General features: G+C 58.4%; 12 protein-coding genes. 7 read left to right on the top strand and 5 right to left on the bottom strand.

Annotation, left to right across the window (positions count from 1 at the left end):
- Positions 1-30 precede the first annotated feature (30 nt).
- Positions 31-843, top strand: a complete 813-nt coding sequence (locus L888_RS0109775; RefSeq protein ID WP_027952762.1) for an SDR family oxidoreductase — start codon at positions 31-33, stop codon at positions 841-843.
- Between the two features lie 39 nt (positions 844-882).
- Here the strand turns inward: L888_RS0109775 and L888_RS0109770 are convergent, their stop codons facing one another.
- On the bottom strand, positions 883-3,327 hold the full coding sequence (locus L888_RS0109770) for a DUF4982 domain-containing protein (RefSeq protein ID WP_027952761.1): 2,445 nt from the start codon (positions 3,325-3,327) through the stop codon (positions 883-885).
- 422 nt (positions 3,328-3,749) lie between these two features.
- On the opposite strand from L888_RS0109770, the gene L888_RS0109765 reads away from it, so the two are divergent.
- Positions 3,750-5,087 (top strand): NADP-specific glutamate dehydrogenase, encoded by a 1,338-nt coding sequence (locus L888_RS0109765; RefSeq protein WP_027952760.1) that lies wholly within the window; start codon positions 3,750-3,752, stop codon positions 5,085-5,087.
- A 412-nt stretch (positions 5,088-5,499) separates the two neighbouring features.
- Here L888_RS0109765 and spt read toward each other — a convergent pair whose 3' ends face one another.
- On the bottom strand, positions 5,500-6,687 hold the full coding sequence (gene spt, locus L888_RS0109760; RefSeq protein ID WP_005844337.1) for a serine palmitoyltransferase: 1,188 nt from the start codon (positions 6,685-6,687) through the stop codon (positions 5,500-5,502).
- A gap of 177 nt (positions 6,688-6,864) precedes the next feature.
- Between spt and L888_RS0109755 the strand changes: the two genes are divergently transcribed.
- Positions 6,865-7,908, top strand: a complete 1,044-nt coding sequence (locus L888_RS0109755) for a diacylglycerol/lipid kinase family protein (protein ID WP_027952759.1) — start codon at positions 6,865-6,867, stop codon at positions 7,906-7,908.
- Between the two features lie 17 nt (positions 7,909-7,925).
- Here L888_RS0109755 and L888_RS0109750 read toward each other — a convergent pair whose 3' ends face one another.
- Positions 7,926-8,624 carry a tRNA1(Val) (adenine(37)-N6)-methyltransferase gene (locus L888_RS0109750; protein WP_027952758.1) on the bottom strand — a complete coding sequence of 233 codons (699 nt, stop codon included), beginning with the start codon at positions 8,622-8,624 and terminating at the stop codon, positions 7,926-7,928.
- A 220-nt stretch (positions 8,625-8,844) separates the two neighbouring features.
- Between L888_RS0109750 and lon the strand changes: the two genes are divergently transcribed.
- The 4 genes from lon to L888_RS0109730 are packed head-to-tail and all read left to right on the top strand — an operon-like array spanning position 8,845 to position 15,547.
- Positions 8,845-11,349, top strand: coding sequence for an endopeptidase La (lon, locus tag L888_RS0109745; protein WP_027952757.1), 2,505 nt, complete (start codon positions 8,845-8,847; stop codon positions 11,347-11,349).
- A gap of 3 nt (positions 11,350-11,352) precedes the next feature.
- On the top strand, positions 11,353-12,480 hold the full coding sequence (tgt, locus tag L888_RS0109740; RefSeq protein WP_027952756.1) for a tRNA guanosine(34) transglycosylase Tgt: 1,128 nt from the start codon (positions 11,353-11,355) through the stop codon (positions 12,478-12,480).
- Between the two features lie 30 nt (positions 12,481-12,510).
- Positions 12,511-13,785, top strand: coding sequence for an LptF/LptG family permease (locus L888_RS0109735; RefSeq protein WP_027952755.1), 1,275 nt, complete (start codon positions 12,511-12,513; stop codon positions 13,783-13,785).
- A 22-nt stretch (positions 13,786-13,807) separates the two neighbouring features.
- Positions 13,808-15,547 (top strand): DEAD/DEAH box helicase, encoded by a 1,740-nt coding sequence (locus tag L888_RS0109730; RefSeq protein ID WP_027952754.1) that lies wholly within the window; start codon positions 13,808-13,810, stop codon positions 15,545-15,547.
- A gap of 71 nt (positions 15,548-15,618) precedes the next feature.
- Here the strand turns inward: L888_RS0109730 and L888_RS14145 are convergent, their stop codons facing one another.
- Entirely contained in the window at positions 15,619-15,822 is a 204-nt protein-coding gene (locus tag L888_RS14145) for a hypothetical protein (RefSeq protein ID WP_075261864.1), read from the bottom strand.
- Between the two features lie 85 nt (positions 15,823-15,907).
- The gene (locus tag L888_RS0109720; protein WP_027952752.1) at positions 15,908-17,065 is read right to left on the bottom strand and encodes a hypothetical protein; all 1,158 of its coding nucleotides are present in this window, start codon (positions 17,063-17,065) and stop codon (positions 15,908-15,910) included.
- Between the last annotated feature and the right edge of the window lie 307 nt (positions 17,066-17,372).

Raw genomic sequence — 17,372 nt, 5'->3', positions numbered from 1 at the left:
GAAACTCTACGAAACACCAATACCCAAGACATGAAAAACCTATTCGACATTCAAGACTACGTGGTAGTCATTACCGGCGGCACCGGCGTGCTGGGCCGCTACATCGCCAAGTATCTCGCACTCAACGGAGCAAAGGTTGCCATCCTGGGCCGCAAGGCCGAAATGGGGCACGAAATCGTGGCCGACATCGTGCGTGAAAGCGGCATAGCCAAGTTCTACAAGACCGACGTGATGGACCTCGACACCGTAAGACAGAACCGTGAAGCCATCCTTCGCGACTTCGGGCGCGTAGACACGCTGCTCAATGCGGCCGGCGGCAACATGAAAGGAGCCACCATCGGACCCGACCAGAACTTCTTCGACCTCGACCCGGCACAGTTCCAAACCGTGCTCAATCTGAACCTCACAGGCACCGTCATCCCCACACAGGTGTTCCTTGAACCCATGGTCAAGCAGGGCAAGGGCTCGGTCATCAACTTCAGTTCGATGGCTGCTTTCCGCCCCATGACCCGTGTTTGCGGCTATGCCGCCGCCAAGGCCGGCATCTCAAACTTCACGGCTTACATGGCCCACGAGACGGCAAGAAAGTTCGGCGAGGGCATCCGCGTGAATGCCATAGCCCCGGGATTCTTCATCACCGAGCAGAACCGCGCCCTGCTCACCAACCCCGACGGCAGCTACACCCAGCGCGGACAGGACGTGATTCGCCAGACGCCGTTCGGACGCATGGGCAAGCCCGAGGAGCTGTGCGGCACCATCCATTACCTGATGAGCGATGCCTCCGCCTTTGTCACCGGCACGGTGGCCGTGGTAGACGGCGGTTTCAACATCTTCGCCATGTAACGTTTGCGGCCTGCTCCCCGTTGGGAGCAGGCCGCAAGCCTATTCTACCGCAATGTCAATCGTGCGCTCCAGCCGTGCCCGCTTGTCGGCCACGGCGAGCCTCAGCACGCCGGGCGCGGTGCCGGCCTGCACCGTTACGACCAGCTTGCCACTGAAAAGTTTCATCCGGGGCTGCACAAACGACTCCAGCGACGTGGCATCTCCATTGCAGATGCCGCGGAACCGCCCCGTCCCGCTCACGCTCACCTCGATTTCATCGGTTGCCGTAGGCAGCTCGGTGCCGTTCTTGTCGACCAGGCTCACCGTGACATAGGCCAGGTCTTCGCCGTCGGCATGCAGCTGCCGGCGGTCGGTCTCCAGCTTGATGCCACTGGCCCGCCCGGCCGTCTTCACACTCGTCTCGGCCGCCTGGTTGCCCTGTGCGTCGTAGGCCACGACGCGCAGTTCGCCCGGCTCGTACCTCACCTCGTCCCACATCAGCCGGTAACGGCGGGCACACTCACGGGCCACACTGCCCGTGGCCGGCTGCTGATCGTCCACCCGCAGCCCCGCAGCCTTGCGCACGCGACCCTGCGAACGGCCGTTGACAAAGAGCTCAGCCTCGGGATAATCAGTATAAACAAACACCGGCGTGACCTTGCCCTCGCGCCCCGGCCACGTCCAGTGGGGCAGCACATGCAGCGTATGATCCTGCCGGTTCCACACCGAGCGGTAGAGCCAGTAGCGGTCTTTGGGCAGGCCCGCCAAGTCCATAATGCCGAAATAACTGCTGCGCGAGGGCCAGTATTCATCGTAAGGCGTGGGCTCTCCCAGATAGTCATAGCCCGTCCAAACAAACTGTCCGATGTCGTAATCCTTGTCTTCTTCGGCCATGAAATCCTCCTCGGGCAGGTTGCTCCACGAGCACCACTCCGTGTCGTAGCCGGAACATTGGCCGTCGGCATAGGCGCGGGCCACCTGGAAAACCACGGGAAACTTGTACACGCCACGCGAGCTCACGGTCGACGCCGTCTCCGAACCGAGCAGGAAGCGCTGGGGCAACTGTCGCAGATTGCGATCATACTTGTACACCCGGTAGTTGAATCCCGGCACGTCCATCACCTGTGCAAAGCCCGACTTCAGCGCGGCCTCGGCGCGGTCCATGCCTTGGGTGACGGGGCGTGTAGGGTCGAGCCGGTGGCACAAGTCCTGCAAACGGCGGGCAATGTCGCGCCCCTCCTCGCTCCACTGCTCGGGTATCTCGTTGCCGATGGACCACATCACCACCGAGGGATGGTTGCGGTTGGCCAGCACCAGCTGGGCGATGTCGCGGTCGCTCCACGCGTCGAAGAAGCGGGCGTAACCGTTCCGGCACTTGGGATAACGCCACATGTCGAAGCTCTCGGCCATCACCATCATGCCTAGAGAATCGTAGATTTCCATCTGCATTTGCGAGGGCATGTTGTGCGCAGTACGTATGGCATCGGCCCCCATGTCCTTGAGTTGCTTCACCTGGCGCACCAGGGCGGCCCGGTTGACGGCGGCTCCCAGCGGCCCCAGGTCGTGGTGCAGGCACACCCCCTTGAGCTTGCGGCTCACGCCGTTGAGCCTGAATCCGTGCACCGAGTCCACGCTCACCGTGCGCACGCCCGTCTTCATCACGGTCTGGTCCACCAGCCGACCGTCCTCGTACAGGGCCATCTCCACCTTATATATATAGGGCGACTCGGGCGACCACAGATGCGGACGGGGCAGCACAATGTCGGCCGCGGCCCGTCCCTGCCCGTCCACGCCCACATGAGCGGCCCGCTCCACCCAGCCGCCAGGGTGCATCACCGACACCTCCACGGCCAGATTCTGCCGCCCGCCGGCCCCGTCTATCTGCGTCTCCACCTGCAGCGTGGCCTCCTGCGGGCTGGCCGCCACAGTGCGCAGGGCCGTGGCCCAAGGGTCGATGGCCAGCCGGGGCGTCAGCGTAAGCCTCACCGGCCGGTAGAGTCCGGCCCCGGGATACCAGCGGCTACTCTCCTCTACATTCTGCAGATGCACGTCGATGCGGTTGTCGCCCGCGTGCAGCAGCGATGTCACATCCAGGCGGAACGGCGTGTAGCCATAGGCCCAGCCGCCGGCCCGCCGGCCGTTTACATAGACCTCGGGCTCGGCCATGGCCCCGTCGAACTCGAGCAAGGCGCGCCGTCCGGCCAGTTGCGGCAGACTGATGGTGGTGGTATAGTGGCCCCAGCCTATCCAAGGCAGGGCACCCGAACGGCCCGACTTCTCGGTCTTTTCCTTTTCGCCATTCTGCTCGATGGCCACAATCTGCAGGTCCCACTTCTTGTCAAAGGGCCCCTCGATGGCCCAGTCGTGGGGCACCGACACCGGCTTCCAGTTGATGCTGTCGCGCGAAAAGTCCCACGCGCGCAGCTCATACACCTGCCGATGCTGGGCTACGGCCGTGAGCGGCAAGGCCAGAACTGCCGCCAACCAGAGTGAAAATTTCTTCATGATGGTTTTGATTCGTTAGCAATATGCCACAAAGTTAGTGAAAAATAAATGGAAATCAGGGCTCCTCCAAAAAAAAGAGAGCTTTTTCTTGCCGTTTCAAAATTTTATCTTATCTTTGCAATCGTTATCCTGAAAACAATCTTTTTGCCTTGATAAAGGCTAATACCTATTGAAGAAGAGAAGCGGCAGCCTGTGAAGGACGCCGCTTTTTTGTTTGCCCACACCTGGGCGGCGCTCACCCGCGACAAGGTCGCCACATTGCCTCAAAACGGTAGAAAAACTTACTTTTTCACACTTTCTTATTAAAAAACTTTCTTTTTGCTTGTTTTTCAAACAAAAAGCTATACCTTTGCAACCAGTTTTGAGGCTGCCTCCAAGGGCAGAAAGAATGACGATTATACACAATTAATAAACACATCATTATGAAAGCAACCGAAGTTGTAGAGAAATTGCAGCAGCGTTTTCCCAATCAACCTGAGTACATTCAGGCAGTAAGCCAGGTACTCGAAACCATCGAGGAAGAGTACAACAAGCATCCGGAGTTTGACCGCGCCAACCTGATTGAGCGTCTCTGCATCCCCGACCGCGTCATCCAGTTCCGCGTAAACTGGGTGGACGACAAGGGCAACGTGCAGACCAACATGGGTTACCGCGTGCAGCACAACAACGTTATCGGCCCCTACAAGGGCGGTCTGCGCTACCATGCCTCCGTGAATGTGAGCATCTTGAAGTTCCTCGCCTTCGAGCAAACGTTCAAGAACTCGCTCACTACCCTGCCCATGGGCGGTGCCAAGGGCGGCTCCGACTTCTCTCCCCGCGGCAAGTCGAATGCCGAGGTGATGCGCTTCTGCCAGGCTTTCATGAGGGAGTTGTGGCACTATATCGGCCCCGACTGCGACGTGCCGGCCGGCGACATCGGCGTGGGCGGACGCGAAGTGGCCTACATGTTCGGCCAGTACAAGGCCCTGACCCACCAGTTTGTGGGCATCCTCACCGGCAAGGGGCAGGAGTTCGGCGGCTCGCTCATCCGTCCCGAAGCCACCGGTTACGGCAACGTGTACTTCCTGGAGAACATGCTCAAGACCAAGGGCATCGACCTCAAGGGCAAGAAAGTGCTCGTGTCGGGTGCGGGCAACGTGGCCCAGTACACCATCGAGAAGCTGCTCCAGCTGGGTGCCGTGCCCATGACCTGCTCCGACTCGGACGGATATATCTACGATCCCGACGGCATCGACGAGAAGAAACTGGCCTACATCATGGAGCTGAAGAATGTGGAGCGCGGCCGCATCAAGGAGTATGCAGAGGAATATCCCAATGCCAAGTACGTGGCCGGCGCCAAGCCTTGGTTCGAGAAAGCCGACATCGCCACGCCCTGCGCCACGCAGAATGAGATAAACGGCGAGGCTGCGCAAGCCCTTGTCGACAACGGTGTGATAGCCGTGACCGAAGGTGCCAACATGCCTTCTACGCCCGAGGCCGTGAAGATTTTCCAGAACAACAAGATACTCTACTGCCCGGGCAAGGCCAGCAATGCCGGCGGCGTGGCCGTGTCGGGCCTGGAGATGAGCCAGAACTCGGAGCGACTGAAATGGAGCCGCGAGGAGGTGGATGCCAAGCTGCACGACATCATGAACGACATTCACGAGAACTGTGTGAAGTATGGCACTGAGCCCGACGGCTACGTGAACTACGTGAAAGGCGCCAACGTGGCCGGCTTCCTCAAGGTGGCCCGTGCCATGATGGCCCAGGGCATCGTGTAACCCGACCGCCGCAACGACCCTCCGCAACGCCCCCGGCCAGCAAGGACAGGGCGGCCAGCATCACAGAAGCGCACCTCCATGGAGGTGCGCTTTTTTGTTGTTACCCGCGCGAAAGCAGTGTTTCCGCGCTGCGTTCCCGGCGTAACCGTAAGACCGTTGCGGTGTAATCGCAAAGCCGCTACGGCGTAATCGAACCGCGATTTCGGCCTGAACGCGCGGCCGTTCCAGCGTTGCCGTGCGGACCACACGGAGCCGTCGGTCGGCGGCCGCCGTCATTCGGCCCCAAGGACGGGGCCTCCACGCCCATGCCGCAGCCCCAAATGCAGAAAGCCCCAACCCGGCCTGTTGTCGGGTTGGGGCTTTCTGCAGAGCCGCATCATGAGCTGCGGCGGGCAGCAGAAGCAGGGCAAACCTACTTGATGATGCCCTGCTCTACAAAGATTTTCTTCAGAATCTGCACGCCGCGCTCCACATGTTCCTCCGTGTGCGACGCCATCAGGGCAAAGCGCACCAGCGTGTCGGCGGGGGCACAGGCGGGCGGAATCACGGGGTTGATGAACACACCGTCCTCATAAGCCAGCTTGGTCACCTTGAAAGTTTTGTCGATGTCGCGCACGTAGAGCGGGATGATGGGGCTTTCCGTATCGCCAATCTCGAAGCCTTCCTCGCGGAAACGCTTGAGCGCATAGTTGGTCACGTCCCACAAATGCTGGATGCGCTCGGGCTCGTTCTGGATGATGTGCAGGGCCTCAAGGGCGGCAGCCGTGGCGGCCGGCGTGTCGCTGGCCGAGAAAATATAGGTTCGGCTCGTGTGGCGCAGGTAGTTGATGGTGTCCCAGTCGCCGGCAATGAAACCGCCGATGGAGGCCAGGCTCTTGGAGAATGTGCCCATGATGAGGTCCACCTCGTCCTGCAAGCCGAAGTGATGGCACACGCCACGTCCCTGTTCGCCGAAGACGCCGAGGCCGTGTGCCTCGTCAACCATGATGGAACAATTGTACTTATGTTTCAGCTCGACTATCTCGGGCAGCTTGCAGAGGTCGCCCTCCATGGAGAACACACCGTCCACCACGATGAGTTTCACGGCCTCGTGCGGCAACTTCTGGAGCACGCGCTCCAGGTCGGCCATGTCGTTATGCTTGTAGTGCAGCTGGGTGGCGAAGCTCAACCGGCGGCCATCCACGATGGAAGCATGGTCGCGGTCGTCGCAAATCACATAGTCGCCGCGCCCCACCACAGTGGGAATGACGCCCGAATTGACGGTAAAGCCCGTAGAGAAACAGAGGGCCTCGTCCTTGTGCTCAAAGGCGGCCAGCTCCTTTTCGAGCTGCACGTGAATGTCGAGCGTTCCGTTGAGGAACCGGCTTCCGGCACAGCCCGAGCCGTATTTGTCCAAGGCTCGCTTGGCGGCCTCTATGACACGGTCGTCGCCCGTAAGGCCCGTGTAGGCATTGCTACCGAACATGAGCACCTCGTGGCCGCCCATGGTGACCTCCGGTCCCTGCTTGCTGGTGATTTCTCTAAAATAAGGATACACGTCCGCCTCCATGTATTGCTGAGGCACACGATAGTTTTTGTATCTGTCTTGTAACTGTCCCATTTCGATAAATAGGTGTAGAATCTCTACAGTGTGATGTAATTAGGCTGCAAAGGTACGAAAAAGAAGTCATACGGGGAGCAAAAAACGGATAAATCATCAAAATATTAAAAAACAAGCATGCAATGAAGAAGAAATCCTCGGAAAACCCTTATATTTGTGCCAAGAATTGGTTATCGCATGAAAAAGAGCATTCTGTTCATCATCAATCCCATTTCCGGTACTGTGAGTAAAGCACGCATACCCGATGCCATCGAGCGTTTTCTGGATAAGGACAAGTTCGACTACGAGATACAAGAAACCCAGCATGCCGGCCACGCCACGGAGATAGCGCGCGAGGCCGCCGGGCGGGGCACGGATGTTGTAGTGGCCATTGGCGGCGACGGCACGGTAAACGAGGTGGCGCGTGCCATCGTGCACACGCGCACGGCACTGGGTATCATTCCCTGCGGGTCGGGCAACGGGCTGGCCCGCCACCTGCTCATCCCCATGAGCGTGCGCAAGAGCATCGACGTCATCAATGCGTGCGACATACACGAACTGGACTACGGCGTCATCAACGACTACCCTTTCTTCTGCACCTGCGGCATGGGTTTCGACGCCTTTGTGAGCCAGAAATTTGCCGAGTGCGGCAAGCGCGGCCCCATCTCCTACGTGCAGAAAGTGCTGGAAGAGGGCGTACGCTACAAGCCCGAGACCTACGAAATACGCGAGGACGACGACACCATGCGCTACAAGGCATTCCTCATTTCGTGTGCCAATGCCTCGCAATACGGCAACAATGCCTATATTGCCCCACAGGCTTCCATGAGCGACGGCCTGATGGACATCATCATCATGGAGCCATTCGACGTGCTGGAGGCGCCGCAGATTGCCATCGACATGTTTGGCAAGACACTGGACAAGAGCTCCAAAATCAAGACTTTCCGCACCAAGCGCCTGCACATTCGCCGCTCACAGCCGGGCGTGATCCACTACGACGGCGAGCCCGTAATGACGGGTGCAGACATCGACATACACACCGAAGAGAAAGGCATTCGCATCCTGGTGAACCCCAACGGCGACAAAAACATGCGGCGACCCAACATGATTCAGACGGCCGCGGCCGAGCTGTTCAACGAAATCAACGACATCCGCGACGGCATAGCGCGCCACTCGCGCCGTGGCATCGCCCTGACACGACTCATCCAAAAACGCATCGAACGCACGCTGCCAAGCATTTAGCACAGGCCGGCCGCATGCTATCGGATGTAAAAATCTTTGGTCAATTCTTGATACCAGTCGCTCCGCGACCCGTCGGGGTTGAGCAGCGTGTGCACGGCACGCTCCACCGTCTCTCCGTGCAGCCGGCGAAAAGCCACCAGGCATCGGCGCACAGGCTTGCGTTGCGTCGTTCTCAAATCCACCCTGCGGGAGAGGCAAAGACCTGAAAGATAAGCATCAGCAACAAACTGTTCCACCACCTCTGCAGGGACAATGGCACTCAGCTCGCCGTCGGGCGTGAGCCATCGGACGGCAAAGCGGAACAGCACGGCGAAAGGCAGGTTCTCGGCATGACGGGCCATGCGGCGGGCAGCATCCGGATTCTTCTCACCGTTCAAGAAAAATGGAGGGTTGCTCACGATGGCCTCATAGGGGCCCGAGGGCTCGAAATCCTGCAAGGCAACGGGCCGCACCCCCACCCTGCCCGCAAAAGGCGAGGCCGAAATGTTCTCGGCGGCCTGGCGCGCAGCCGCGGCATCAATCTCCACGCCCTCTATGCGGGCCTCGGGGAAGCGTTGGGCCATCATGAGTGAAATGAGTCCCGTACCCGCCCCGACGTCGAGCACGCGCCTCCCACCATGGGCCCACACCCCCAGCAACACGCCGTCGGTGCCCACCTTCATGGCGCAGCGGTCATGAAAAATCGTGAACTGCTTGAATTGAAAACTGTCTGTCATCTGTCCCTTAACGCCGAAAACGCCGTTTTGTTTCATGCCGAACAGGCCTAAAAGGCACTTTTCCAGCCTTTCTTTCTCCCATGCGCCGCCGCAGCTTCATTTTTATTTCGCGAAGCCACGAGAATGTGCGGGAATATTCGTACCTTTGCACACTAATCATGAAGAGTATCAACTCAAGCGAGTTTAATTCGGGGCGGACGCAGCCCCACAGCATCCGGCAATGAGTAAAAAGCAAAATACTTCTATCCAAATGTTCGCCGATTTCGACGGCGACATCTCCGCACTCCTCAACACCGAAGCCCCCGCCGAAGTGCCCATACTTGCCACACGCAACATGGTGCTCTTTCCAGGCGTGCTGGTGCCCATCCTCATCGGCCGCAAGGCCAGCATGAATCTGGCCAAGAAGCTCAGCAAAAACGGCAGCGACAACCTCTGCGCCATCTTCTGTCAGAAGAACTCTGACATCGACGTGCCCTCGGCCAACGACCTGTACGGATATGGCGTGTATGCCCGTCTGGTGCGCATCATCGAGATGCCCGGCCAGGAGAACGTGACCACCATCTTCCAGTCGCTGGGCCGGTGCCGCCTGGAGAAGATTACCGCCACAAGGCCTTTTTATCGCGGCATGGTGAACGCCGCCCCCGACGTACTGCCCGACGAGGCCGACAGGGAGTTCCACACGGTGCTCGACGACCTGCGTGGTTCCACCGAGGAACTCATCAAAAACAGCGAGGAAATTCCCGACGACATGCTGCTGACACTCAAGAATCTCAGCAACGATGTGATGTTTGCCAACTTCGTGTGCACCAACCTGCCTTTCTCGGTGAAAGACAAAATCAAGCTCCTCACCATCGACGACATCAAGGAACGCGTCATCGAACTGCTGAAGATTGAGTACCGGGAGTTGCAGCTGCAACAGCTGAAGAATCAGATTCGACAGAAGACACGCGAGGATCTGGACGAGCAGCAGAAAGAATATTTCCTGCAGCAACAGATGAAAAACATCAAGGAGGAACTCGGCGGCGCCGAGGGATCGCCCGAGAAACAGGAACTGCTGGAAAAGGCCAAGGACATGAAATGGCCGGAAGAGATAGGCAAGGTGTTCAGTAAGGAGCTCGACAAGCTCGACATGTTCAACCCGCAGAGCCCTGAATACAGCGTGCAGCTGAACTATCTGCAACAAATGACAGCCCTGCCCTGGGGAGTCTACACGCAGGACAACCTGGGCCTGAAACGGGCGCAGAAAACCCTTGACCAGGACCACTATGGCATGGAAAAGGTGAAGGAGCGCATCCTGGAATACCTGGCTGTGCTGCAGTTGCGCGGTGACCTGAAGTCGCCCATCATCTGCCTCTACGGCCCCCCGGGCGTGGGCAAGACGTCGCTGGGCAAGAGCATTGCCGCCGCCATGAAGCGCAAATACGTGCGCATGTCGCTGGGCGGGCTCCACGACGAGAGCGAGATACGCGGACACCGCCGCACCTATGTGGGGGCCATGCCGGGCCGCATCATCAAGAGTATCCAGAAGGCCGGGGCCTCCAACCCCGTGTTCATCCTCGACGAGATAGACAAGGTGACGCAGAACACCATCAACGGCGACCCGTCTTCGGCCCTACTCGAAGTGCTCGACCCGGAACAGAACGCTGCTTTCCACGACAACTTCCTCGACGTGGACTACGACCTCTCGAAAGTGCTCTTCATCGCCACGGCCAACGATCTGAACACCATTCCCCGGCCGTTGCTCGACCGCATGGAAATCATCGAGGTGTCGGGCTATATCACCGAGGAGAAGATAGAGATTGCCAAGCGCCACCTGCTGCCCCGCGAACTGAAGAATACAGGCCTCGACACCAACGAGCCGAAGATTAAATTCACGAAGCAGGCCTTGGAAAAGGTCATTGAACAGTACACCCGTGAGAGCGGCGTGCGCCAGCTGGAGAAGCAGCTGAACAAGGCCATGCGCAAGATGGCATTCCGTAAGGCCATGGACGGCACGCTGGAAACCACCAACGTGACGCCCACCGAGATAGAAGACCTGCTAGGCAAACCGCCTTTCTATCGCGACATCTATCAGGGCAACGCCTATGCCGGCGTGGTGACAGGACTGGCCTGGACCAGCGTGGGCGGCGAGATACTCTTCATCGAGACCTCGCTGTCCAAGGGCAAGGCAGGCAAGCTGACGCTCACCGGCAATCTGGGCGACGTGATGAAAGAGAGCGCCGTCATCGCCCTGCAATACGTCAAGGCCCATTGCGACAGCCTGAAAGTGGACTACCGCATCTTTGACAATTGGAACATCCATATCCATGTACCCGAGGGTGCGACGCCCAAGGACGGCCCCTCGGCCGGCATCACCATCGCCACTTCCATCGCCTCGGCCATCACCCAGCGCAAGGTGCGCAAGAACGTTGCCATGACGGGTGAGATTACGCTGCGCGGCAAAGTGCTGCCCGTGGGCGGCATCAAGGAGAAGATTCTGGCCGCCAAACGTGCCGGCATCACCGACATCCTGATGTGCCGTGACAACCGCAAGGACATCGAGGAAATACCCGAGAAGTACCGCAAGGGCGTGGAATTCCACTACGTGGAGAACGTACAGGACGTGTGGGATTTCGCCCTGACCGACGAGGTGGTGAGCAATCCTGTGGACCTGACCGTGCGCGAGGGGCAGGAGTCCCGGCGCGACAGCCAGGCTACGGAGGTGGTTGAGCTGAAAAAGAAATAGGCCATGACATTTGAGTTGCAACACACCGACAAGGGCAGCGACGCCCGCACGGGCCTCATCACCACCGCCCACGGACAAATCAAGACTCCGATTTTCATGCCCGTGGGCACCTGCGGTAGTGTCAAGGGAGTGCACTTCAGCGAGTTGCGCGAGCAGGTCAAGGCACAGATTATCCTGGGCAACACCTATCATCTGTACCTGCGGCCGGGGCTCGAAGTGCTGCGAGCTGCGGGCGGTTTGCACGGGTTCAACGGCTGGGAACGCCCCATTCTGACCGACAGTGGCGGCTTCCAGGTGTTCTCGCTGACCGGTATTCGCAAGCTGCGCGAGGAGGGTTGCGAGTTTCGTTCGCACATCGACGGCTCGAAACACATCTTCACTCCCGAGAACGTGATGGACACCGAGCGCGTGATTGGCGCCGACATCATGATGGCCCTCGACGAATGCCCGCCGGGCCAGAGCGACTACGCGTATGCCAAACGCTCGCTGGCCATGACCCAACGCTGGCTCGACCGCTGTATCCGCCGCTTTGACGAGACGGAGCCTCTCTACGGCTATCAGCAGAGTCTCTTCCCCATCGTGCAAGGCTGCACGTTCAAGGACCTGCGACGCGAAGCCGCCAAATTCGTGGCCGACAAGGGGGCCGAGGGCAACGCCATCGGAGGATTGGCCGTGGGAGAGCCCACGGAAGTGATGTACGAGATGATTGAGGTGGTGAACGAAATCCTGCCCAAGGACAAGCCGCGCTACCTCATGGGCGTGGGCACGCCCCAGAACATTCTCGAGGCCATCGAGCGTGGCGTCGACATGTTCGACTGCGTGATGCCCACCCGCAACGGCCGCAACGCCATGCTCTTCACCTATGAGGGCACGATGAACATGCGCAACAAGAAGTGGGAAATGGACTTCTCGCCCATCGATTCGGACGGTTGCGACACCGACCGCATCTATACCAAGGCCTACCTGCACCACCTGTTCAAGGCCCAGGAACTGCTGGCCATGCAGATTGCCAGCATCCACAACCTGGCTTTCTACCTGCGGCTCGTCGGCGATGCACGCCAGCACATCGAGCAAGGCGACTTCGTACAGTGGAAGACTTCGGTCGTCGACCGGTTGGGACGGAGAATCTAACGGAGGTTCACGACGCTTTAGACATCAGCCATGAAAAGTTACAGCAAACTACGCAGACACATCAAGCGCTACAAGGCAAGACGCTGGCTGAGCCGCCATCCGGCCTGGCTTCATCGGCTGTTTGCATGGACAGACCGGCACACCCGGGGGCTGCAGAGGGTCTGCAAGTGGATGGGACGCAAGCTGAACTTCCTGCGGCGGCTGAACCCGCTGCGGTATATCAAGCGCATAGACAGGTATATCATCAGGAAGTTCATCGGCACCTACTTCTTCTCCATCCTCCTGATTATCTCCATCTCCATCGTCTTCGACGTGAACGAGAACCTGGCCAAGTTCTCAGAGTACCATGCGCCGCTACGGGCCATCGTGTTCGACTATTATGCGAACTTCGTGCCCTACTTCGCCAATCTCTTCAGTGCGCTCTTCGTTTTCATTGCTGTGATTTACTTCACCTCGAAGTTGGCGGGCAACTCCGAAATCATAGCCATGCTGGCTACAGGCATCTCTTTCAGGAGACTGCTGCGGCCCTATATGATTTCGTGCGTGCTCATCGCAGGTATGTCGTACTACCTTTTGGCCTATGTCATCCCCCACGGGACGGTCATCCGGCAGAACTTTGAGTCGATGTACAAGAACAAGAAGAAGAACACTTCGGCCGAGAACGTGCAGTTGCAGGTGGGGCGTGGCGTGATTGCCTACATCCAGCACTACGACAACACCACCAAGAAGGGCTACGGATTCTGTCTGGACCGCTTTGAGAACAAGAAGCTGGTGTCGCACCTCACGGCCATGGAGGTGCAGTACGACACGGTGTCCGACTCGAAGTATCACTGGAAACTGCGCAACTGGAAAGTGCGCCGGCTGCAGGGGCTGCGCGAGCACATCACCAGCGGCATGGAGAAAGACTCGCTCATCCAGATGGAGCCCACCGACCTGGTCTACTCCAAAGGACAGCAGGAAACCTTTACTTCGCCCGAGCTCAAGGACTATATCTCGAAGCAGATAGACCGTGGCTCAAGCAATGTGGTGCAGTATCAGGTGGAGTATCACAAGCGCATCGCCTCCTCGTTTGCCGCGTTCATCCTGACCATCATCGGGGCTTCGCTGTCGTCGCGCAAGCGCAAGGGCGGCATGGGCATGTACCTGGGCATTGGCCTCGCCCTGAGTTTTGCCTACATTATGATGCAGACGGTGTCGGCCACGTTTGCCATCAACGCCGGGTTCCCGCCCATGCTGGCGGCGTGGGTACCCAACATGGTGTTTGCCATCATCGCTTTCATCTGCTACCGGCATGCACCCAATTAACAACAAGAAGAATTTAAAGAACATGAAATTTGAAGAATTAGATTTGAACGATAACGTTCTCGACTCACTCTATGACATGCAGTTCGAGGACTGCACACCCGTTCAGGAGAATTGTATTCCCGAGATTTTGAAAGGCAACGACCTGCTGGGCGTGGCCCAGACCGGTACCGGCAAGACGGCCGCCTACCTGCTGCCCATCCTGTCGAAACTCGACGATGGCGGCTACCCCAAGGATGCCGTGAACTGCGTCATCATGTCGCCCACACGCGAGCTGGCCCAGCAGATAGACCAGGCTATGCAGGGATTCTCCTATTATGTGCCGGGCGTGTCGAGCGTTGCCGTATATGGCGGCAACGACGGCAACCGTTACGACCAGGAACAAAAGAGCATGCGACTGGGGGCCGACGTGATTATTGCCACCCCGGGCCGCCTCATCTCGCACATCAGCATGGGCAACATCGACCTGAGCCGCGTGAGCTTCTTTGTGCTCGACGAGGCCGACCGCATGCTCGACATGGGCTTCTCTGAAGACATCATGAAGATTGCATCCAAGCTCCCCAAGACCTGCCAAACCATCATGTTCTCGGCCACAATGCCCAAGGATATTGAGAAGCTGGCCCAGTCGCTGCTCAAGAATCCCGCCGTGGTGAAGCTGGCCGTGAGCAAGCCCGCCGAGAAAATCAAGCAGAGCGCCTATATCTGTTACGAGACGCAGAAGCTGGAAATCATCAAAGACATCTTCAAGGCCGGCGACCTGAAACGCGTCATTGTCTTCTCGGGCAGCAAGCAAAAGGTGAAGCACATCAACCAGGCCATGCAGCGGCTGCACATCAACTGCGGTGAGATGCACTCCGATCTGGAGCAGGCCGAACGCGACGACATCATGTTCAAATTCAAGAGCGGACAGATCGATGTGCTCGTAGCCACCGACATCGTAGCCCGTGGCATCGACATCGACGACATTGCCATGGTCATCAACTACGACGTGCCCCACGATGCAGAAGACTACGTGCACCGCATCGGTCGCACGGCCCGTGCCGAGCGCGACGGCGTGGCTATCACCATGGTGAACGAAGACGACATGTTCGCGTTCCGCCAAATAGAGAAGTTCCTGGAGAAAGACATTCTGAAGAATCCGCTTCCCGAGGGTTGTGGCGAAGGGCCGGAATACACCACCTCGCGCCGTCCGGGCAAGACCTCGGCCAAGAGCCGCCGCCGCAAGGACCGCGACAACACCGCACACCGCGATGCCAAGCAGCACGACCGTGCGCCCCGCCGCGGTGACCGACAGAAACAAAACAATGACCGTCAGAAACCGAACGACGAGGCACAGAAGCAGGGCGGCACGCAGCAAAAACAAGACAACGCCTCTCCCAAAAGCGGAGAAAGGATTAATAAAGCCGGTCAAGACCTGACCAACGACCAGCGTCAAGGGCAGGATGCTGCACCCAACAAGGAGCAAGGCGCCAACCAGCGAGGCAACCGGAGGCGCAACGGGCAGCGTGGCAGCAACCGCAACGCCGACAACGGCCAGCATGCCGACCGCAATCCCAACGCCGAAAGACCGGCTGTCGACGAGAACCGGCAGAGGCGTCGCAACAACAGCCGCAAGCCGAAAAACCGTCGGCCCAACGCCGAGAACGGCAGTCGCCGCAACGACAAGGCTGCAGCTGCATCAGCGCGCACGGAAAAGAACGACGGCGGCATCAAGTCGTTAATCAAAAAGCCCTTGAAATGGCTCAGGTCATTAGGCAAGAAATAAGCTCGGAAAACAAGAAAATACAAAAGGCATCGGCCGTCTGTAGACGGCCGATGCCTTTTTCGTTAGCAGTTCTATTCCTGGGTATAGACCCACAACACCCCCAGACTCACCAGCGCGGCCAGCACGCACGCCAAGATGTAGAGCATCTTGACAAACTGCTTACGCCGCTGCACAACCCTGAGCTGATACTCCTTAAAGAGGTCGGCCTCATCCTTGTGATGGTGGCGGTGGCGGCGATGATGATGGTGCGCCGCCCGTTCTATATTCTCTGTCATAAGTTGAGAATCGTTTTAATGAATGCTTGATGGATAACTTTTCGTGGTGCAAAGCTACTAAATATTTTGCAGAATCGCGCCGTCTTCACCCTTTTTTTCGGTTTTCCTCCGCCTTTGCACGGTCTGTCTGTACTACGGCTTCGTCTGTCTCACGGCAGTTTTCGATGCGGAGCCGATATTTGTCGGTACAGCTGATACGCATGATGCGACGGGGTGATAGGCCGTCGTCCGCCAAGGCCAATGCGGCATGCCCCATCGTCATGCGCAGGTTGAGCTCCACGCAGGGATGCACCAAGAACCTGCGCCCCTGCCGCACCACCATCATGTCCACTCCGAACCGGCCCTGATAGCATCCGCCGAACGCCTCGCCCAGCACCTCGGCAATGCGTTTCCGCAGTTGCCGAATCAGCTGCACGCTGACATACCGCACCAACTGCTCCTCCTTGCGCTCCTCGGTATCGACCACATTGCCCACATAGGCTCCATTCACCGTATGGAAGAGCGACAGACCGCTGTAGTCCACCCCGCCAAGCCCGTCGCTCACGAACTCCATGCCGAAATCCACCACCTTATTATAATAAGGCTCGGCCATCAGGCAGCCCTGCCGCTCCAGCACATGGGCAAACCAGTTGGCCAAGGAAGCAGGAAGTGCAGACCCATGAACTTGCTCCACCAAGCTCTCGGACACATATCTCACGCCCCGCCCGCTGCTGCTCCATGGCGACTTGAGCACGAGGCCGCAACCCGTGCGGGCAACTTTCCGCATCTCGTCGACCCCGTGCAGCGTCCACGCTTCGCCCACCGTGCCTGGCAGTTCGACAAGCCTGGGCAACAGATGAACGGCCGCCCAGCCGCGATGGCTCATCTGCCTGATTTGCTCCAATGCGGCCGGTGTGGGCAGCCACGAAGTCGAAACGCCGCACTCGCACAGCAGCTGCCGCACCGCCACGTCCCATCCCCAAGGACGAATCTCAATACCCTCGCCTTTCACGGCACGCATGAGCCGTGTCAGTGTGGCCCGGTCAACAAACATAGGCCGTAGCGGCAACCCCAGATGGCGGAAGCTTTCGGCGGCTGCCCCAACGTCGTCCACCAGCACCATATCGCCCGATTCGGCCCACAGCGCGGGCAAAAATCCCAGGTCATGACGCAGCTGCCGGCCGGCATGCGGAGGCGTGAAATGCGCCAGGTTGGCCGCAAGAGCCATGTCGTGTTCAGGGTTGAAGATATGCAATTTGGTCATTATTCACTTGTCTTTTCCAGTCAAAATATCGCTGTATTCGGCAGCCATGAGCAAGTTCACTCTATACTCACCGGCTATATTTTCTGCAAAGTTACGAAAGAAAGCCAGAATTTCGCTTGATTATTCTCACATTCTCTTGCCCATTTCCCAAACATTCACTACCTTTGCAGCGGATTTTAAATATATGTACCCACAACATCCATATACGAGCGAGCGCGAAGAGCGGCAGGGAAAGATGAATTTTCCTGCAAATTTTTCGTCGAATTGTTTGGTAGTTCCAAATAATTTGCTACTCTCTCTCTCTCTC

Origin of the sequence: Hallella seregens ATCC 51272 (assembly GCF_000518545.1) — a bacterium.
Taxonomy (GTDB): Bacteria; Bacteroidota; Bacteroidia; order Bacteroidales; family Bacteroidaceae; genus Prevotella; species Prevotella seregens.
The sequence above is the reverse complement of the archived record's forward strand: the minus strand, read 5'-3'. Positions and strand labels throughout refer to the sequence as shown.